The sequence below is a fragment of the Clostridium chrysemydis genome (assembly GCF_015234215.1).
Classification (GTDB): domain Bacteria; phylum Bacillota; class Clostridia; order Clostridiales; family Clostridiaceae; genus Clostridium; species Clostridium chrysemydis.
In genome coordinates, this window is record NZ_JADEKP010000001.1 from 25,251 (window position 1) to 46,062 (window position 20,812).

At 28.1% G+C, this 20,812-nt stretch carries 22 protein-coding genes; all 22 read left to right on the top strand.

Translation table 11 applies throughout. From position 1 onward, the window contains the following. Positions 1–87 precede the first annotated feature (87 nt). The 22 genes from INR60_RS00120 (at position 88) to INR60_RS00225 (ending at position 20,746) form a co-directional block, all read left to right on the top strand. Positions 88–765, top strand: a complete 678-nt coding sequence (locus tag INR60_RS00120) for a bifunctional 2-keto-4-hydroxyglutarate aldolase/2-keto-3-deoxy-6-phosphogluconate aldolase (protein WP_194189437.1) — start codon at positions 88–90, stop codon at positions 763–765. 16 nt (positions 766–781) lie between these two features. Further along, positions 782–1,804, top strand: coding sequence for a sugar kinase (locus INR60_RS00125; RefSeq protein ID WP_194189438.1), 1,023 nt, complete (start codon positions 782–784; stop codon positions 1,802–1,804). A gap of 21 nt (positions 1,805–1,825) precedes the next feature. Next, positions 1,826–2,980, top strand: a complete 1,155-nt coding sequence (locus tag INR60_RS00130) for a galactokinase (protein WP_420797479.1) — start codon at positions 1,826–1,828, stop codon at positions 2,978–2,980. A 19-nt stretch (positions 2,981–2,999) separates the two neighbouring features. Then, positions 3,000–4,484, top strand: coding sequence for a UDP-glucose--hexose-1-phosphate uridylyltransferase (galT, locus tag INR60_RS00135; RefSeq protein WP_194189440.1), 1,485 nt, complete (start codon positions 3,000–3,002; stop codon positions 4,482–4,484). Between the two features lie 62 nt (positions 4,485–4,546). Then, positions 4,547–5,581, top strand: coding sequence for an aldose epimerase family protein (locus INR60_RS00140; protein WP_194189441.1), 1,035 nt, complete (start codon positions 4,547–4,549; stop codon positions 5,579–5,581). Positions 5,582–5,692: 111 nt separating this feature from the next. Beyond that, complete coding sequence (locus INR60_RS00145; RefSeq protein WP_194189442.1) at positions 5,693–5,998, top strand: hypothetical protein; 306 nt, start codon at positions 5,693–5,695, stop codon at positions 5,996–5,998. Positions 5,999–6,006: 8 nt separating this feature from the next. After that, a complete protein-coding gene (locus INR60_RS00150; RefSeq protein WP_194189443.1) occupies positions 6,007–6,729 on the top strand; it encodes a hypothetical protein in 723 nt (240 codons plus the stop codon). A 217-nt stretch (positions 6,730–6,946) separates the two neighbouring features. Beyond that, positions 6,947–7,363 (top strand): universal stress protein, encoded by a 417-nt coding sequence (locus INR60_RS00155; RefSeq protein WP_194189444.1) that lies wholly within the window; start codon positions 6,947–6,949, stop codon positions 7,361–7,363. Positions 7,364–7,561: 198 nt separating this feature from the next. Further along, positions 7,562–7,993 (top strand): hypothetical protein, encoded by a 432-nt coding sequence (locus INR60_RS00160; RefSeq protein ID WP_194189445.1) that lies wholly within the window; start codon positions 7,562–7,564, stop codon positions 7,991–7,993. Between the two features lie 154 nt (positions 7,994–8,147). Continuing rightward, positions 8,148–9,077: a ribokinase gene (rbsK, locus tag INR60_RS00165; protein ID WP_194189446.1), complete on the top strand. Its 930-nt coding sequence runs from the start codon at positions 8,148–8,150 to the stop codon at positions 9,075–9,077. Positions 9,078–9,079: 2 nt separating this feature from the next. After that, positions 9,080–9,475, top strand: a complete 396-nt coding sequence (gene rbsD, locus INR60_RS00170; protein WP_194189447.1) for a D-ribose pyranase — start codon at positions 9,080–9,082, stop codon at positions 9,473–9,475. Positions 9,476–9,490: 15 nt separating this feature from the next. Then, positions 9,491–10,984, top strand: a complete 1,494-nt coding sequence (locus INR60_RS00175) for a sugar ABC transporter ATP-binding protein (RefSeq protein ID WP_194189448.1) — start codon at positions 9,491–9,493, stop codon at positions 10,982–10,984. Positions 10,985–11,020: 36 nt separating this feature from the next. Then, a complete protein-coding gene (locus INR60_RS00180; protein ID WP_194189449.1) occupies positions 11,021–11,956 on the top strand; it encodes an ABC transporter permease in 936 nt (311 codons plus the stop codon). Between the two features lie 19 nt (positions 11,957–11,975). Then, complete coding sequence (gene rbsB, locus INR60_RS00185; protein WP_194189450.1) at positions 11,976–12,884, top strand: ribose ABC transporter substrate-binding protein RbsB; 909 nt, start codon at positions 11,976–11,978, stop codon at positions 12,882–12,884. A 138-nt stretch (positions 12,885–13,022) separates the two neighbouring features. Then, positions 13,023–14,024: a LacI family DNA-binding transcriptional regulator gene (locus INR60_RS00190; protein WP_194189451.1), complete on the top strand. Its 1,002-nt coding sequence runs from the start codon at positions 13,023–13,025 to the stop codon at positions 14,022–14,024. Between the two features lie 45 nt (positions 14,025–14,069). After that, positions 14,070–15,104 (top strand): M42 family metallopeptidase, encoded by a 1,035-nt coding sequence (locus INR60_RS00195; protein ID WP_194189452.1) that lies wholly within the window; start codon positions 14,070–14,072, stop codon positions 15,102–15,104. A gap of 414 nt (positions 15,105–15,518) precedes the next feature. Further along, on the top strand, positions 15,519–16,283 hold the full coding sequence (locus INR60_RS00200; protein WP_194189453.1) for a GIN domain-containing protein: 765 nt from the start codon (positions 15,519–15,521) through the stop codon (positions 16,281–16,283). Between the two features lie 134 nt (positions 16,284–16,417). Further along, positions 16,418–16,801, top strand: coding sequence for a hypothetical protein (locus tag INR60_RS00205; RefSeq protein WP_194189454.1), 384 nt, complete (start codon positions 16,418–16,420; stop codon positions 16,799–16,801). 183 nt (positions 16,802–16,984) lie between these two features. Further along, the gene (locus tag INR60_RS00210) at positions 16,985–17,425 is read left to right on the top strand and encodes a hypothetical protein (RefSeq protein ID WP_194189455.1); all 441 of its coding nucleotides are present in this window, start codon (positions 16,985–16,987) and stop codon (positions 17,423–17,425) included. Between the two features lie 186 nt (positions 17,426–17,611). Further along, positions 17,612–18,445: a hypothetical protein gene (locus tag INR60_RS00215; protein ID WP_194189456.1), complete on the top strand. Its 834-nt coding sequence runs from the start codon at positions 17,612–17,614 to the stop codon at positions 18,443–18,445. Positions 18,446–18,603: 158 nt separating this feature from the next. Beyond that, a complete protein-coding gene (locus tag INR60_RS00220) occupies positions 18,604–19,749 on the top strand; it encodes a 1-propanol dehydrogenase PduQ (RefSeq protein ID WP_194189457.1) in 1,146 nt (381 codons plus the stop codon). A 172-nt stretch (positions 19,750–19,921) separates the two neighbouring features. After that, a complete protein-coding gene (locus INR60_RS00225) occupies positions 19,922–20,746 on the top strand; it encodes a MerR family transcriptional regulator (RefSeq protein ID WP_194189458.1) in 825 nt (274 codons plus the stop codon). Positions 20,747–20,812 lie beyond the last annotated feature (66 nt).

The following is a 20,812-nucleotide window of genomic DNA, read 5'->3' on the forward strand; positions in this document are numbered from 1 at the left end:
ATTTTTAGGACTAGCACCTCTTATATTAAATAAAAATTTGCGTAGGGTATAAAAAGATTTTAATTAAGGTATATAAGGAGAGGGACTATGATAAATAAAATTAAAGTTTTAAATAGAATAATGGATACAGCTGTTGTAGCTGTTGTGCGTGGTAAGGATTTAGAGGAAGCTAAAAAAATATCTGAAGCTTGCGTAAAAGGTGGGGTAGATATACTAGAAGTTACTTTTACAGTTCCTAAGGCTCATGAAGTGATACAAACTTTAAAAGAAGAGTATGGAGATTTAGCTGTAGTTGGAGCTGGAACGGTTTTAGATTCTGAAACAGCAAGAGTTGCAATATTAAATGGAGCAGAATTTATCGTAGGACCTAATTTTGATTTAGAAACAGCAAAGTTATGCAACAGATATCAAGTGCCATATATGGCGGGGTGTATGACTATAACAGAGATAGTTAAGGCTATGGAATGTGGGACAGATGTTATTAAACTTTTCCCAGGGTCAGCATTTGGACCTTCTATAATAAAAGATATTAAAGGACCATTACCACAAGTTTGCATTATGCCAACTGGAGGAGTATCTTTAGAAAATGTTAGTGAGTGGATAAAAAATGGATGTATAGCAGTTGGTGTTGGTGGTGCATTAACTTCAGGGTCAAAATCTGGTGATTTTGAATCTATAACAAGGTTATCAAAGAGCTTTGTAGAAAAGGTTAAAGAAGCTAAAGGTATAAATTGTATGAAAAAAGAAGTTGTAAAAGCTATTTAAAGAAAGGAAGATTAAAATGAAGGGAAAAAAGATAGTAGCCTTAGGCGAAGTTATGATGAGACTTTCACCTAACGGAAACACTAGGTTTAGCCAAGCTAAGAGTTTTGAGATAAACTTTGGAGGTGCTGAGGCAAATGTTTCTGTTTTTTTAAGTAAGCTTTTAGAAGATGTTAAATTTGTAAGTAAAGTACCAGATAATCCTATAGGGCATATGGCTTTAGACTTTCTAAAAGGCAATGGAGTAAATACTGAAAACGTTATTTTAGGCGGCGATAGATTAGGAGTATACTATTTAGAAAAGGGAACTTCAGTTAGAGGTTCAAAAGTCCTTTACGATAGGGAAAATTCTGCAATGGCTAGTTTAAAAATGGAAGAATTTAAATTAGAAGAAATCTTTAAGGATGCTGAGTTATTTCACGTATCAGGGATAACTGTAGCTTTAGGTGATGAAAATATAAAGTTTGTAAAAAGCTGCATAGAATATTGCAAAAATAATTCTATAAAGGTTAGCGTAGATTTAAATTACAGAAGCAAACTTTGGAGTTTCTTTGAATTTACAGAAACTATGAAAGAAATAGTTAAGGGAGCAGATATAGTATTTGGTTGGATAGATTTAGATAGTGATAACAAAGAATTTAAGTGTATAAAATTTGAAAGTTTAGAAGAAGAAAAAAAATATTTTAATAGAGTATTTAAAAGAATGAATAAAGAATTAGGGGTAAAAGCTATAGCAACTACCTTAAGAGAAAATATTTCAAGTTCAAGAAATGCTATAAGGGGAATATTTATAGATGAGAGCAAAATTACATATTCAAACAGATATGAGTTTGAAATAATCGATAGAGTTGGCGCGGGAGATGCTTTTTCAGGGGGAGTATTATATAACTTTATCAGAAATAATGACGCTCAAAAAATAATAGAGTTTGGAACAAAGGCTGGAGTTTATAAACACACCGTTTTAGGAGATGTGCTATTAGCTTCAGAAGATGAGATAGATTCAATAAGCAGTAGTAATGAAAACTTTGGAGTTAGTAGATAGGAGAGAGATATTATGGAAAAGATGATTTTAAAATTCAAAGATATATTTAAATATGGTGATGAAAATTTAGATAAGTTCTTTTCTCCAGGAAGGGTTAATCTTATAGGAGAACATACTGACTATAACGGAGGAAATGTATTTCCTTGTGCTATAAATTTTGGAACATATGCTATAGCTAGTAAAAGAGAAGATAACAAAGTAAGAGTTTATTCTTTGAATTTTGAAGAAGAGGGAGTAAAAGAATTTACTTTAGATAATCTAAAAAATATTAAAGAAGATAACTGGGCAAATTACGTAAAAGCTGTAGTTTATTCTTTTAAAAAAGATGGATTTAAAATAGAAAAAGGCTTTGATTTAGTAGTTTATGGGGATATTCCAAACGGGGCTGGACTTTCTTCATCAGCCTCTTTAGAGCTACTAATAAGTGAGATATTAAAAGATTATAATAATTTAGATATAGATACTATAGATATGGTTAAGTTAAGTCAAAAAGCTGAAAATGAGTTTATAGGTGTAAACTGTGGAATAATGGATCAATTTGCAATAGGAATGGGGAAAAAAGATAAAGCTATATTTTTAGATACTAATTCATTAAAATATGAATTTGTTCCTATCGACTTAAAAGGAATAAAAATAGTTATAGCAAACACAAATAAAAGAAGAGGACTTATGGATTCTAAATATAACGAGAGAAGAAGTGAATGTGAAGAAGCTTTAAAAGATATAAAAGAACATAAAAACATAAATTCTCTTGGAGAGTTAACTGAAGAAAACTTAGACGAAGCTTTAAGTTATATTAAAAGAGATGTCTGTAAATTAAGAGCTAGACATGCTGTTCTAGAAAATAGGAGAACTATAAAAGCTGTAGAACTTTTAAATAAATCAGATATTTCTGGCTTTGGGAAATTAATGAATGACTCTCATGCATCTTTAAGGGACTATTATGAGGTTACAGGAATAGAGTTAGATACATTAGTAGATTTAGCGCAAAAAACAGAAGGGGTTATAGGGTCTAGAATGACTGGAGCTGGCTTTGGAGGGTGTACTATATCTTTAGTAAAAGAAGAAAAAGTAGATGAATTCATAAATAAAGTAAAAAAAGGATACAGAGAAAAAATAGGGTATGATGCAGACTTTTACGTTGCAGGTGTAGGAGATGGAACTAGAAAGCTATAAATTTTAGGGAGAGATATTAATGAGTGATATATATTTTAAAATAGATGAATTAATTAATTATGGTATAAAAAATGAATTGATAGATAGCTTAGACGAAGTATTTATAAGAAATAAACTTTTAGAAGTATTAAAGTTATGTGACTACAAAAAGTCTACTAAAAAAGATTTTTCTTATGATATAAGTTATATACTTGATGGAATTTTAGATTTTGCAATAGAAAATAATATTATAGAAGATAATATCACAGAAAGAGATTTATTTGATACTAAAGTTATGGGCTTAATAATTAAAAGGCCATCTGAAATTATTAGAGAATTTAACGCGAGGTATAAGAACTCAAGCAAAGAAGCTACAGATTACTATTATGATTTATGTAAAAAATCTAATTATATTAGAACAAAAAGGGTAGAAAAAGATTTAAAGTGGAAAGTTTCAACGGAGTTTGGACCTTTAGATATAACTATAAATATGTCAAAGCCTGAAAAGGATCCTAAAGAAATAAAAAAGGCATTAAAAATTAAAGATAGTGATTATCCAAAGTGTTTGCTTTGCAGAGAGTGTGAGGGGTATGAGGGTAGACTTAATTACCCAGCTAGAGGAAATCATAGAATAATTCCGATAGAATTAAATAAAGAAAAATGGTTTCTTCAGTATTCTCCTTACGTTTATTTTAATGAGCACTCTATAATTTTAAAAGAGACTCACACACCTATGGTTATTGATAGAAATACATTTAAAGAACTTTTAGATTTTATAGAGAAATTTAATCATTATTTTATAGGCTCTAATGCAGACCTACCTATAGTTGGAGGGTCTATCCTTTCACATAATCATTATCAAGGCGGAAATTATAAATTCAGTATTGAAAAAGCAAAGGTAATTGAAAAATACAACATAGAAGGTTTTAAAGATGTCTCTTTAAAAAGAGTTAAATGGCCGCTATCAGTTATAAGGGTGAGTTCAAAAGATAAAGAAAAGCTTGTAGAGATTTCAGATTATATCTTAAAAAAATGGAGAGACTACTCTGATTTAGATAATGATATAGTTTCAAATACAGATGGAGAAATGCATAACACAATAACACCGATTGCAAGATTTAATGAGGGTAAGTATGAGATAGATTTAGTTTTAAGAAATAATAGAACTACTAAGGAACATCCTTTAGGGATATTTCACCCTCATAAAGAATTACACCACATTAAAAAAGAAAATATAGGACTTATAGAAGTTATGGGACTTGCAGTACTTCCTTCAAGATTAAATAATGAAATTAAATATATGATAAGTTATTTAACTAAAGGAGTCTATAACCCTATAATAGAAAGTCATAAGGACTGGTTAGATAGAATTAAAAAAGAAAATAATATAACTGAAGATAACGCTTTAGATATATTAAAAAAAGAGATAGGATTAGTATTTAAAGAAGTCTTAGTCCACTGCGGAGTATTTAAAAATAACGAAAGTGGAGAAAAGGGATTTAATAAATTTATAAATAGTTTATAAAATAAAAGGGCGTTTTAAATTAGTATATTTAAACGCTCTTTTTAAAGTTAGGAGAGAAAGTTATGAGAATTAAAGAGAAAGAATTATTTAAAATAGAAGGAAATAGAGTTATAAAATACACTATAGATAATGAGAATGGGTTAATAGTTAGTATTTTAAATTTAGGAGGAACTATATTAGAGATAAAGACAAAGGATAAGTTAGGTAAGTTAGAAAATATAGTTTTAAGGTATGAAGATATTAAAGATTATATAGATAATCCAAGCTATTACGGAAGGACTATCGGGAGGACTTCTGGAAGAATAGATAAAGGTGAGTTCACTTTAAATGGTGAAAAGTATATTTTAAATAAAAATTACGGTAAAAATAGTGGTCATGGGGGAAATAAAGGATTTGATAAAGTTATATTTGATTCTAAAATAATAGAAAATGAAGATTCAATAATACTTTCTTTAGAGTATTTTTCAAAGGATTTAGAGGAGGGCTATCCAGGAAATTTAAAAGTTAAAATAGAGTACGAAATAACTAGGGATAACAGATTAATATTTAGAGTTTTTGGAAAATCAGATAAAGATACTTTATTAAATGTTACAAATCACAGTTATTTTAACTTATCTGGAAACTATAAAAGAGATATCTTAAACCACAGTTTAAAGATAAGTGCAAAGAAGTTTTTAGAAATAGATAAAGATGGCGGAGTAACAGGAAATATTTTAGATACAGATAAAAATTTTGATTTTAATTTTGGGAAACTAATTGGAAGAGATATTGAAAATAAAGATATTCAATTAAATTTAGGAAACGGATACGATCACCCTTTTATGCTTACAGATAAAAAGATAATAGAGTTATATGAAAAAGAAAGTGGAAAATATATGAAGATAAAAACTAGTTATCCATCTGTAGTAGTATATACTCAAAACTTTATAGATAACAAAAAGTTATACGGGGGAAAAGAAGTAAAGAGAAGGATGGGAGTTTGCTTAGAAGTTCAAAATCCACCTATAGGTTATAACGAAGCATTTAAGGAGTATTCAGTTTTAAAAAAGGAAGATATTTTTATAGCCCAAACAGAATATATATTTGGATTAATATGACTAAATATGTACTAATAATTAACAAAATGAAAACAAATGGTTAATAAAACCTTGTAAAACTTTGAATGGTATTGTAAAATATTACCGCGAGAAAAATTATAGGGGGATAAAATGAAAGAAATATTAAATAAACTAATTAAGTTTTTAAAGGGATTTGGAGTTTTCTTTGCATCAGTAATTATTCTTATGGTTATAACTGAGTTAGTAATTCCTTCAAAGGTAGAGGTCTCATCTTTAAAATACACAGAAAGTGAAGATAAGCTAAAGTCTCTAGAAGAAGAGTATTCTAAGATTTCTGAAAAGAGCAATGAAGAAATTAAAAATTTAGAAGATGAAAAGCAAAGATTAATTCAAGAAATTGAGGAATTAAATTCAAAAAGTAAGGAATTAGATTCAAAAATTAAGGATCTAGGGTAGAGGGGAAAATGAATAATAAATTTTTAGCATTTATAAAAAAATATAAAATAGTACTAGTACTATCATTAGGTATGGTATTACTAATGAAATTTAATGAAAAAGATTATAAAGAAGAGTATGAACTTGCAAACAATAAAATTGTTGAAGTAGAAGGAAACATTTCAAAGATTGAAAAAGAAAACAATAGTGAAGAGTTAAATAAAGAAATAAATGATTTAAAAGATAAAAGTGGAAAACTATCAGAAGAGGTAACTGAAAAAGAGACAAAGTATGATAATTTAGAAGCTGAAAAAGAAGAAAAATTAGAAAAAGAGAAAAGAGAAGCTGAAGAAGATAAGAGAAAAGCTGAAGAAGAAAAGAAGAGGATTGAGGCTGAAAAAAAATTAGCAGAAGAAAGAAAAGAACAGACAACAAACAATATAACAACAGCTAAACCAAATAATAGCTCAAATAATTCAACAAGCGGAAGTCAAAACAAACCTCAAGTGTCACCTAATAATAAACCAGCTACTAATAAAAAACCAACTACTAATAAGAAACCATCTAGTAGTAATTCTTCTAATAGTTCGGGTGGACAACCGTCTGGAAGTATAGTATATGCTAACGGGGGAACTTATGAATCAACTAAATACCATAAATCACCGACAGCACATAAAATGGAAGGTGCTATAAAAATGACTGAAAGTCAAGCTAAAAATAAAGGATATGTAGCTTGTAAAATATGCTATTAAGTAAAAGACTAAGATTTTTATCTTAGTCTTTTTGCATTTTTATACAAAAACAACAGATAATAAAAAATATATATTAAATTTATAAAAATAAAAAATATATATTAAATTTATAAAAATAAAAAATATATTTAACAAATTTAGTATAAAAAAGGAGTATAATTATATAAAGAAGAATTTTCTATATATAATAATTATTATATAAAAGGAGTGACGAGAGATGAGTAAGAAAAAAGTATTAGTTCCTGTAGATGGAAGCGATAGAAGCTTAGTATCATTAGAATACGTTAAGGATAATTTTAAACCAGAAGACGTTGAAGTAACTATAATGCATGTTAGAGAAATAGTATTCGTTAATGGAATGGCTGTTTCAGAAGAAGTAAGAGATGGAGAAATGTTAGGTAAAAGGGTTTTAGAAGAAGCTAAGAAAAAATTACCTGGGTTTAACGTAAAAACTGAATTTACTTTCGGCTCTCCAGGAGATGAAATAGTAAACTATACTCAAGAAGACGGAACTGACATAATCGTTATGGGTAAAAACACTAACAAAAAGTTTTCTTTTTTAGTAGGGTCAGTTACAGCTTATGTTGTTAAGAGAGTTAAATGTATAGTTATAATGATTCCAGAAGAATTTTAAACATATAAATTATGATTAATTTATAAAATCTCGTGCTTTTAGTGCGAGATTTTTTTTAGATTAAATTTTGTTTTAATTTGTCGATGAAATATGTAAATTTAGTGTATTTTTTTAATAGTAAATTGGATATATTTTAAATAAGTATAGTGTATGGTATAATTTTTATATAGAATTAAATCATTAAGGGAGGATTGGCTAATGAAAGAAAAATTTGATTATAAAGAATGGTTTATGTCATTTATAAATGTATTTGGGTGTGTTTTCTTCATGTTAACTATAGCGTATGTCCTTTTAGAGTGGATTTTCCATATGGAACTTAGTATATGGTTTATGGCAGGGTATGCTTTAATATATGCAGCTATATCAGCTAAGTCATATATGGATGTTACTGTTGAATTAGATCCTATAAACAAACACAAACTAGAAAAGTTATTAGAGTCTGGGGCACTTCCTATAAAGAATAAAGAGGGCGGAAAATATATTTTAGGAGTTCCTTTTACAGATAAACTTATTACTAAATTTATGGAAGTAAAATTAAGTAATGATAAAACTGTTTTAAGAGGATCTAGAAAATACGTTGAATATATAAATAAAATTATTCAAAATAAATCAAATACAGTGAAAAACTAAAACTGTTGCACTAATTTAAGTGCAACAGTTTTTTAATTTTATAAATAAATTTTTAAAAACTCTTGATAAACGTTTACAAAAGTTATATAATCTAATTAACAACTTAGTTAACCGTTTCACTAAAACGGTTAATCATTAAGAAAGGATGTTTTGTATGAATAAGGTTTGCGTTTTAGGAAGCATTAATATGGATTTAGTTATAAAAGTAAAAGATATGCCAAGAGTTGGAGAAACAATTTTATCAAATTCTTTCGTGAAAATTGCTGGAGGCAAAGGAGCAAACCAAGCAGTTGCTGCAAAGAGAGTTGGAAATGAAGTTTCGATGATTGGAAAAATCGGAAAAGATGAAAACGGACAAATATTAAAAGAGTTATTAGAAAAAGATAATATAGATACAAGTTCAATTTATATAGATAATATTAATCCAACTGGGATGGCTATGATAACAGTTGATAAAGATAGTAACAACTCTATCGTAGTTATCTCAGGGTCCAATATGACTATAACAAATGATGAAATAATTAAAGCTAAGAAAAAGATAACAGAAAGCGATATTTTAATTGCACAATTTGAAACATCAGAAGAGTGTATTTTAGAAGCTTTTAAAATAGCAAAAGAAAATAACAAATTAACAATTTTAAACCCAGCACCTGCAAAAGAGATGAGTGATGAATTATTAAAATATACAGATATAATAATTCCAAACGAAACAGAAGCTGAGGTTATAACAGGAGTTAAAGTTTTCGATATAGATTCAGCTAAAGCCGCTTCAGAAAAGTTACTAGAAAAAGGTCCTAAATATGTGATTGTAACTTTAGGAGAAAAGGGAGCTGCAGTTATAAATAAAGAAAGATGTGAAATAGTACAAGCCTTTAAAGTAAATGCTAAAGATACAACAGCAGCTGGAGATAGTTTTATCGGAGGATTAAGTTCAAAGCTAGATACTAAAGATTTAAGTTTTGATAACTTAATTAAAGCTGTAAGGTTTGGAAATAAAGTTTCCTCTATAGCAGTTCAAAGAGAGGGTGCTATGCCTTCAATACCTACTTTAGAAGAAATAGTAGAAGTTTATGGAGATGAGTAATTATGAGAAAGACACAGTTATTAAATAGTCAAATTAGTACAGTAATTTCAGAAATGGGACACACAGATTCTCTAGGGATAGGGGACTGTGGGTTACCTATACCAAATGGTGTTAAAAGAATAGATTTAGCATTAATTAAAAATTTACCAAGTTTCTTAGATACATTAAAAGCAGTTTTATTAGAATTACAAATTGAAGAAGTGATTCTTGCAAAAGAGACAGAAGAAGTAAGCAAGGAATTATACGAAGAAATATTAAACTGCATAGGTAATGTAAAAGTAACATTCGTAACTCATGAAGAATTAAAAGAGGACTTAAGAGTGTGCAAAGCTGTAATTAGAACAGGAGAGCAAACTCCATATGCAAATATAATACTAAAGTCAGGAGTTGTATTTTAAGAGGAGGAGTCTAATATGATAACTAAAAAACCTATGCTTAAAATGGAAGGTGTTAGTAAATCTTTCCCTGGAGTTAAAGCCTTAGATAAAGTTAATATCACTGCTTATGGCGGAGAAGTAACAGCTTTAATGGGTGAAAACGGGGCTGGAAAGTCTACCTTAATGAAAATTTTAAGTGGTGTATACACAAAAGATGAAGGTAAAATTTTTATTCAAGGTGAGGAAGCTAACATTCACGGCATAAAGTCAGCTGAAGAACTTGGAGTAACAATAATACATCAAGAATTAAGTATAATAAATAACTTAACAGTTTCAGAAAATATTTTTTTAGGAAATGAAAAAGTAAGTAAGTTTGGTAAGATAAATAAAAAGCTTCTAAACGAAAGAAGTAAGATGTTTTTAGAGCAGATAGGTTGTGACTTTGATCCAAATATGCTTGCAGGAAACTTAAATGTAGGTGAAAAGCAGATGGTTGAAATAGCAAAAGCTTTAACTAAAAATGCTGGAATAATTATAATGGATGAACCTACAACAGCACTTACAGAAGTTGAAACTAAAAATCTTTTTAAAGTTATAGATAATCTTAAAAGTAAAGGTATTGCAATAATTTATATTTCTCACAGAATGGAAGAGATTTTTGCAATATGTGATAAGGTTGAAGTTTTAAGAGATGGTAAGTATGCAGGGTGTGCAAATATTAAAGATATAGATAATGATGATTTAATAAGCATGATGGTAGGAAGAAAGATAGAAGATCAATTTCCTTACAAAGAAGTAGAAAAAGGTAAAGTTATGCTTGAAGTAGATAATTTATCTTCAAAAGCTGGAGTTTATAATGCATCTTTTAAAGTTCGAGAAGGTGAAATACTAGGAGTAGCTGGACTTATGGGTTCTGGAAGAACTGAGCTTTTAAAAACTGTTTTTGGTGCATACAAAAAGACAGAAGGTAAAGTAATTATAAACGGTGAAGAACTAAAAGGAAATAGCATAAGAGAAGCTATTAAGCACGGTATATGCTATCTTTCAGAAGATAGAAAAAAAGAAGGATTAGTACTTGGAATGTCTGTAGGAGATAATATGACTTTAGCTAATTTAGATAGCTATGAAAATCGAATGTTCGTTATAGACAGAAAAAATGAGGCATCTGATGTAAACGATTATATAAAAAAGATAAGAATTAAAACTCCAAGTCCAAATCAATATATTAAAAACTTAAGTGGTGGTAATCAGCAAAAGGTTATCTTAGCAAAATGGCTTTTAACAAACCCTGAAGTTTTAATAATTGATGAGCCAACTAGAGGTATAGATGTAGGAGCTAAAAAAGAAATATATGAATTATTAAATGAACTAAAAAACAAAGGAAAAGCAATAATAATGATTTCTTCAGATATGCCAGAAGTTTTAGGTATTTCAGACAGAATTATGGTAATGAGTGAAGGAAAGATCACAGGGGAATTAAATAGAGAAGAGGCAACTCAAGAAAAAATAATGAAATTAGCATTACAATAAACCTAAATTATAAAGGTTTTGAGAGGAGATATTAAAATGAAAGAAAATTATAAAGTTTATTTAGATAAGTATAAGTCACTAATAGGTTTAGTTTTACTATGTGTAATAATAACTTTTGTAACTCCAAAATTCTTAAGTGTAGCAAATATTACTAACGTATTTACTCAAGTTTCAGTTAATGCAATCATAGCTGTTGGTATGACATTTGTAATATTAACTGGAGGAATAGATTTATCAGTAGGTTCAACACTTGCAATAAGTGGTGCACTTTCAGCTTCAATAGTTAAATCAACTGGAAGTATCACTTTAGCTATACTTGGAGCATCAGTTTGCGGTATAGCAATAGGTTTAGTAAATGGTATTCTTATAGCAAAAGGAAGATTACAAGCATTTATAGCAACTCTTGCAACTATGACAATATTTAGGGGAGCAACTTTAGTTTATACTGATGGTACTCCAATATCAAAATTACCAGAAGCATTCTTAAAAATAGGTAATGCAAAATTAGGATTTATACCAGTACCTGTTATCATAACAATAATTATAGCTATAATTGGAATATTTATATTATCACAAACTAAATTCGGTAGATATCTTTACGCTTTAGGTGGAAATGAAGAATCAGCTAAATTATCAGGAATAAATACAGATAAAATAAAAATGATGACATATGTAATTTCAGGCTTTGTGTCAGCAATTGCAGGTGTAATTATAACAAGTAGAATAGGTTCTGCATCTCCAAACGCCGGTACAGGATTTGAATTAGATGCAATCGCAGCTGTAGTAATCGGAGGAACTTCACTAGCTGGTGGAGAAGGTAAGATTACAGGAACTATTATAGGTGCTTTAATAATTGGAGTATTAAATAATGGATTAAACCTTATGAACGTATCACCTTTCTATCAATCAATAGTAAAAGGTTTAGTAATATTAATAGCAGTATTATTAGATAAAAAAAGCAGAAATAAATAGGCTTTAAGGAGGTATAAAAATGAAAAAGAAAAAGAGACTACTTGTAAGTTTAATAATTAGTATCTTCTTTATAAGCTCCTTAGCCGGCTGTGCTAGAAGTGATAACCCAAAGAAAATAGGAATGGTAGTATCAACTTTAAACAATCCATTTTTCATATCAATGAAAGATGGGGCAGAAAAAGAGGCTAAAAAGCTTGGATACGATTTAATTGTTTTAGATTCAACTAATGACCCAGCAAAAGAAAGATCAAACGTTGAAGACTTAATACAATTAGGAGTAACAGCAATCTTAATAAACCCAACAGATAGTGATGCAGTAGTAAAAACAGTAGAAGTTGCAAATAAAGCAAACGTACCTGTAATCACTCTAGACAGACAAGCAAACGGTGGTAAAGTAACAAGCCATATCGCATCTGATAATATTGTAGGTGGTGAGATGGCTGGGAAATATGTTTTAGATAAACTAAAAGATAAGGATTCTATAAACATAGTAGAACTTCAAGGAATTCCAGGAGCTTCAGCTACAAGGGATAGAGGTCAAGGTTTCCATAACGTCTTAGATAAAGAAAATAAAGCAAAATTTATCTCAGTTCAAGCAGCTGACTTTGATAGACAAAAAGGTCTTCAAGTTATGGAAAATATAATCCAAAGAGATAAAAATATTCAAGTGGTATTTGCACACAACGACGAAATGGCACTTGGTGCAACTAAAGCTTTAAAAGCAGCAGGGGTAGATGCTATGGTTATCGGTTTTGACGGAAATGATGATGCTAAAAATGCAATAGATTCAGGAGATATGACAGCGACAATAGCTCAGCAACCTGAAGAAATAGGAGCATTAGGAGTAGGTCTTGCAAACGATATTTATAACGGTAAAGAAGTAAAAGAAAACATAGCAGCTGATTTAAAAGTTTATGACAAAAATTAGTTTTGTAAAATTAAATTAAGATTAGAAAAAGAGGATGCAAAACTATTTATAGTTAACATCCTCTTTATATTTATAGGGGGCTATAGAAATAGTTTGTATGATATAATTTAAGTATAGATAAATATGTAGAGGTGGAAGATGAAAAAGACAACTTTAGCAGATATAGCGAAAGCTGTAAATGTTTCTAAAACAACAGTTTCTATGGTTATAAATAATAAAGATATAAATACTTCAAAAGAAACTAGGGAGAAAATATTAAAAACGGCAAAAGAATTAAACTATGTACCAAACTTTCTTGCAAAAAGTTTAAGTTCTAAAAAAACTTTTACTATAGGTGTAATAGTTCCAGATATACAAAACCCTTTCTTTAGCAAGATGGCAAAGGGAATAGAAAAGGTAGCTGAAGAAAACGGCTACAGTATAATTTTATGCAACACTTTAAATAACAAAAAAAGAGAACTAAATCACATAAGATTACTTATGAGTAAATCTGTAGATGGAGTAATCATAATTCCTATAGGTAATGAGTGTGAGGGACTGAATCTTTTAGAAACCCAAGGGATACCTTTTGTTATTGTAGATAGAATTATAGATGATTTTGAAAATTTAAATTGTGTATTTTGTGATAGTGAAAAAGGTATTGAGGAAGGAATAGATTATTTATATAGTAAGGGGAAGAGAAATATTGCTTTTGTTAGTGGAAAACTTTTAGATAAAGTTTCTATAATAAGACATAAAGCTTATATAAATAAAGCAAGAGAATTAGGAATCTATAATGAAAATCTAAACGTTCAAGAAGAAATAACCTTAGAAGGCGGTTTTATTGGAACGAAAAAACTTATAGAAAAAGAAGAAAAGATAGATTCTATATTTTATAGTAGTGACGTTTTAGCTATAGGCGGGATGAAATATTTAATTAGAAAAGGCTTTAAAATCCCAGAAGATATAAGTATATTAGGCTTTGATAATATAGATATTTGTGAATTTATAGAGCCAGAGCTTTCAACTGTTGCACAGCCTATTTACCATATAGGAAAAGAAGCTATTAGATTATTATTAAAACTTATAAATAAAGAAACGGTTTTAGAAAATATAGTAAAACTTGAACCGTATTTAATAGAAAGATGGACAGTAAAATAATATGGTATAATTTATTAAAAAGTGAGATTTATAAGGAGGGTATAAATGATTAAAGTAAATAAAGAACATTTATTAGGTGTAGCAAAGGAACTTTTAGAATTTAATAGTCCTAGTGGGTTTTGTTTTGAGATAATGGATTTGATTAAAGAAAAAGTTAATAAACTTGGGTATAAGTTTGAAATGACAAACAAAGGTTGTGGAATAATTACAATCGACGGAAAATCAGAAGAAAAAGTTATAGGACTTTCAGCACACGTAGATACTTTAGGGGCTATGGTTAGGTCTGTAACTTCAAATGGAACTTTAAAATTCACTTTAGTTGGAGGACCTATAGTTCCAACTTTAGATGGAGAGTACTGCACTATAAGAACTAGAGAAGGAAAAGAATATACAGGAACTTTTTTAAGTACTAGTGCTGCAATTCATGTTTATGAAGATGCATCTTCAAAAAAACGTGATCCAGAAAATATGGAAATTAGAATAGACGAAGTAGTTAAAAATAAAGAAGATGTTTTAGCTTTAGGAATAAATTCTGGAGATTATATATTCTTCGATCCAAAGACTACTATAACTAAAAGTGGATTTTTAAAATCAAGATTTATTGATGATAAAGGAAGCGTAGCTTGTCTTTTAAACCTATTAGAAGCTTTTGATAGGGAAGGGATAGTTCCAAGCTACAAAACAAAGATATTTATATCAACATACGAAGAAGTAGGACACGGATCATCTTATATTCCAAATGATATAACTGAGATGATTGCAGTTGATATGGGCTGTATAGGAGACGATTTAAACTGCACTGAGTACGATGTATCAATTTGCGCTAAAGATTCTGGTGGACCTTATGATTACAATATGACTACAGAATTACTTAATTTAGCAAAAATAAATAACATACCTCACGTAGTTGATATTTATCCAAGATACGGTTCAGACGTAGGTGCTGCACTTAGAGGTGGAAATAATATAAGAGGGGCACTTATAGGTCCTGGAGTTCACGCAAGTCACGGAGTAGAAAGAACACATTATAATGCACTTGAAGGTGTTGTAAAACTTTTATACGTGTACTTAACTAAATAAATATTATAAAAAATAGCTGTAATTTAAAGTTGGATCTTTAAGTTGCAGCTATTTTTATTTTATTAAGATATGAATAATACTTTAAATCAATTGATACAAATATTATTTTAAAGGTTAATTCAAATTATGTTAAAAAACAGAATGGATATTTAATAAAATACGAAATTAGAAAGATTATAATATAAATTAAGGATAATTATTTTTATAAAAGAGGTTTTAGGAATGAGTAATATTAAAAAATATGAGAAGAGTAGAATAATAGTTAGAATTATAGGTAGTATTCTTATAATAATTGGATGTATTTTGCTTTTACAAACATTTATCAGTTAATGTGTTTTACCTTTAAAGTGAATATTTTATGGTGTAGTATAATATTAAATAAAAGGTAAAAAAATACAATTAAGGGGTGGATAGATGAGAAAATATAAGAAATTAATGAGCTTTGGAATAATTTTTTTCTTAGCTTTATTTTTTGTAGGGTGCGAGACTAGAATTGAAAGTAATTTCAATGAAGAAAATATGAGCTTTAAAGATATTAAAATGCCTGATATAGAAGGTTATAAAGTAAGTATACAAAATTTAAGAAATAGTGATGATAAAAAGATTGGGAAAATAACAATCAAAGAAGAAAAGGGAAATAAGGAAATTTGCTCTTTAACTGGAGAGGGCAGTGATAAAGTAAATTTAGATATAAATAAAGATAAAAAAGAGATAATAATATCTCCTAAAGGAAAATATATAGACAGTAAAGGTAATTTAAATATCAATATAAACGTGCCTATTTCGTATATTCAGATATTTGGCGGAGCATTTAGTTTAGATATTAAAATGCAAAGTGAAAAGAACTTTTATTCTAAATTTAGGTGTGCAATAAATGGAAATATAGATATTAAAAATGCAGATAAAGTAGACTTGGATTTTGCAGGAGCTGGTGATTTAGATTTAATAGGAAAAGCAAAAGATTTTAATATAGAATGTGATGGTGCAGGAAATATTGATGCTGAAAAATTTTACGTTAAAAATGCAAATGTAAAATTAAATGGAGCGGGTAACTGTATAGTAAACGCTAATGAAAGCTTTGATGGAACTATAAATGGGGTTGGTAGCATTATATATAAGGGAGATCCAAAATCTGTTCAAAAATCTGTAAATGGAATTGGGAAAATAGATAAAGAATAATTGTTTATTTATAACAAAGTTACAGTATGTTCATTAAAAAGTTAAAACTTACTTAAATTTTTTACGAAATTATAAATTTTTTTAGTAAGTATAGTAGAATGTTTTTATGATACAAAAGAAAATGGGGGGGCATTATGAAGTTTTTATTCATTCTACTAATAGAGATTGTTTTAACTATTTTTGTAGTTGTTGGAATGGTAGCAATTCATAAAAAAATAAAGAGAAAAGAGTTATCAAAGATTTATTATATATTTTTGGCATTAGCTTTTATATCTCTTATATACTACATTCCAGTAAGAATAGTTCCAAAGGTGCGTGATATACCTTATTTTATTAGTGGTAACTACAAAGAAGCTAAAGGAACTTGCGATAGACTAAAAAAATTTAGTAAAGAAAAAGAAGTAACTTTTAAAGGTGAAGATACTAATTTAGAACAATGGACAGTTTACCCAGAAGCCGGAAAAGAATATAAAATAAAATTTTTACCAAACAGCAAATGGATAGTTGATTGTCAGTAAAATAAAGCATTATCAAACTTTGATAATGCTTTTTTCTATTAAGAAAGGATTAACAAAATTAAGTAATTAAGTTAAAAATTAATATTCTAGTTAGAAGGAATAAATCTTAATTCACAAATGATAATTCTTAGATAAAGGTTGCTATAATTAGATTATAGAAAAAGTTTAAGAGGTGAATTTAAGATGAGTAATGAAGCTAAAAAGACTCAAAAAGAAGAATTAAAAGAAACTAAAGATTACTTTGAAGAAGTTAAAGAAGATATAAAATTAGATAAAATATCTGATATTGCTGATTTAAATGATGAAGCAGATGAATTAAAACAAACTGAAAAAGGAGAGTCTAAATTAGATAAATTAAACTTAAAAATTGATTTAGATAACATAAAAGGGCTTAAAAAAGAAGCTAAATTAGAAGCTAAAAAGAAATTAAAATTTATCAAAGATTTAGAAAAACTAGTTATTGAACTTGAAAAAGAAAAAGGAAAAGCTAGCGCAGATATGATTGATGAATTCAACGAAATATTTGATAAGGGCATAAAAGAATTTTCAAAAGATATGGGCTTAACTAGAGCTGATGAAAAAGAATTAATTAGAGATATGAAAGATGAACTTGAAGATCTTTAATTTTTGATATAAGAATTAGTGTAGAAACTCATTTGTTAGGGGTTATATTCTAAGGGTGGGTTTCTACTATAATTTTCATAATGTTTTAGGAGGAGATGCTTTTTGCATCTCCTTTTAAATTTTCATTTTTAAAATTTAGAAATGCTATAATAAGTTTTAAGATATGAAAAATAAGGGGATAAAAATATGAAAAAACTTATAAAAATAATGATTCCTATATTAATATTTATTATAGTAGGTTCCATAGCTTATATGATTTATGAAAATAAAAGTATAGATAATAAAAAGAAAGAGATAGAAACACTTTTAGATAAAAAGGATTATAATAATGCTATTTCAAAAATAAATGAACTACCTAATAAGGATCAAAATAAAGAATTAAAAGATAATATTACATTATATCTAAGTTCTAAAGAAGAATTTGATAAAGGCGATTTTATAAATTCTAATCTTTTAATCGATAAAACTTCAGATGTGAAAAATAATACACTAAAAAGTGATATCTACTCTTTAAAAAATGAATTAAAAGAAAAATTAAAATTAGAAGATGTTTTTAACGAAAAATTCTATAAAATAGAGGATTTTATAGAATCAAAAGATTATAAAAAAGCCTTAGAAGAAATAAAGTCATTAGAAAATAGTAATATAACAGACAGGCAAAAAGAAAAGATAAAATATCTAAAATTTAAAATATATGATGATAAACTTAAAGATAAAAAAGATTTAGATGATAAAAAGAAAAAAGAAGAAGAAAGAAAAAATAAAGAAAAAGAACTTACAGCAAACAAAGCTATAGAAAAAATATCAACTCTTAAAAAGGTTAAGGATTTAGTGAATTCAGGAAATCGTGTAATTTATATCCCAGAAGAAGCTAAAGAAAACGATAAAGAAGGCTTTAAAATAGAAATCTTAGAAGATTCAAATAGGAAAAGTACCAGCAAGATGCATTATTTTGTGGATAAAAATTACCAAGTCTACGAGCTAGATATAATTAAAAATAAGTACGAAAAGGTTAAATAAAGTCTATAAAAATCGCTTAAAAAATAAAAGTTTAGGCGATTTTTGTATTATTATGTTTTACATCTTAAAAAAAAATGTTACAATGTAAATAACGATATTGGAAACGTATACTTAAAACTTATTTTTATCTTTCGATTAATATTTAAGGAGAGATAAAAATGAATGAATTTAGTTTAAAAACTAAAATATATTTTGGAGAAGGTGCTTTAAATAAATTAAGCGATATTAAAAATAAAAATGTTTTAATAATTTGCGATAAATTTATGGAAGAGAGTAAAACTGCTTTAAAAATCGCAGATAAATTAACTCTTTGTAATACTTTTATTTTCAGTGATATAGTACCAGACCCTAGTGTTCAAATCGTAGCACTTGGAGTTCAAAAGCTTAAAGAACTTAACGCAGATATTATTATAGCTTTAGGTGGAGGTTCTTCTATAGATGGTGCTAAAGCTATACGTGAATATTACAATAATCTATTTAAAGAAGATTCAAAAGAGATTGAGTTTTACGCTATTCCTACAACAAGTGGGACTGGCTCTGAAGTTACAGAATATGCGGTAATAACAAACAAAGAAGAAAACTTAAAATACGCATTAACTGATAAATCACTTCTTCCTGACGTTGCTATTTTAGATGCGGAATTAACTAAAACAGTTCCAAAATCAATAACAGCAGACACAGGTATGGATGTAATAACTCATGCTATTGAAGCTTATGTTTCAAAAAATTCTAATGATTTCTCAGATGCTTTAGCAGAAAAAGCATTATGTTTAGCCGTAAATAACCTTTTAACAGCATATAATGAACCTAATAATATGATTTCTAGGGAAAAACTTCATAATGCATCTTGCCTTGCAGGGATGGCATTTAATTCTTCTGGACTTGGAATAACTCACAGTTTAGCCCACGCTTTAGGAGGAAAGCTTCATATTCCTCACGGAAAAGCTAATGCTATAATACTTCCATATGTTATGGAATTTAATGCAAATATAGATAATAATTCTTATATGCAAGATTACGATATAGTTGCACTTAAATATCAAAGGCTTGCAAAGCTTTTAGATATAAATGCATCTAGCACAATTATTGGAGTTAATAATTTAATAAGGAATATAATAAATCTAAAAGCTAACCTTAATATCCCTAAGAATTTAATAGAACTTGGAGTGGATATAAAATTAGTAAATGATTTTAGAGAAGACATAATAAACGCAGCACTTAAAGATGTCTGCACTAGTTCAAATCCTAGAGAAGTTTCTAGAAAAGACTTAGATTCATTGTTAGATAAGATAATTGGTATTTAATATATTTGAGGTGAGGCATAATGATTGCTTTACCTCTATTTTTTTTACATATTTTAAAGAAAAAATTAAATTTTAGAATTTTTATTAGTATTTAAATATAATCTGTTTGTGATATATTAAGTATAGTTAACAAAATTTACTATAGGTTTACAAAAGGTTAGGGGGAAAACATATGAAAGATGAAATGTACTATATCGGTAAAGTGGAAAAGATTTGTAAGATAAGCAAAAAAACCTTAAGATATTACGATAAACTTGGGGTTTTATCACCTGACGAGATTTGTGATGAAAACGGATACAGATATTACAGTAAAGACAATATGCTATCTATTCCTGTTATTAAGTATTATAAGCAAAGTGGGTTTAAGCTAGAAGAGATTAAAGGATTAATTTATGAATCAGAATGTACTGAAATAGAGGAAAACTTTAGAGGGAAGATCAAAGAACTTGAGGAGGCTGAAAGACTTTTAAATTTAAAAAAGCAGTCAATAAGAGATTGGCATTCATTAGTTAAAGAGGCTAAGATGGTTATTGATAACAATTTAAATGAGGTTTCAGCAAAATTTATAAATAAAACTGATATGTTATATCTAGATCAAGAATTTAACTATGATTATATGGACTCAATAATTAATATTGACTTTACTAACTATATTGAAAGTATAGAAAATGCAATTACAGGGCCAGTTATAATAAACTTTCCATCCTTCAAAGAAAAGCTTTCAAAAAACTGCAAAACTATGAGAATAATACAACAAGGGCTATTAAAAAGCGAGAAAGAAAAAACTACTGAATTTGGTGGAGGGCTTTTTGCATCTTGTTACCATATAGGTTCTCACGATAATATAGATGATACTTATAAAAAAATTATGGACTGGATTGAATTACATAATTATGAGTGCGAAGAAGAATGCTACGAAAGATACGTAGTTGATTACTGGACAAGCAAAGATAGTAGAAATTTTGTCACAGAGGTTATGATTAAAATTAAAAATTAATATTACTAATATGGTCATATAAAAACCTTTCACCTAAGGGTAAAGTTTTTATATGACCTTTTTTTA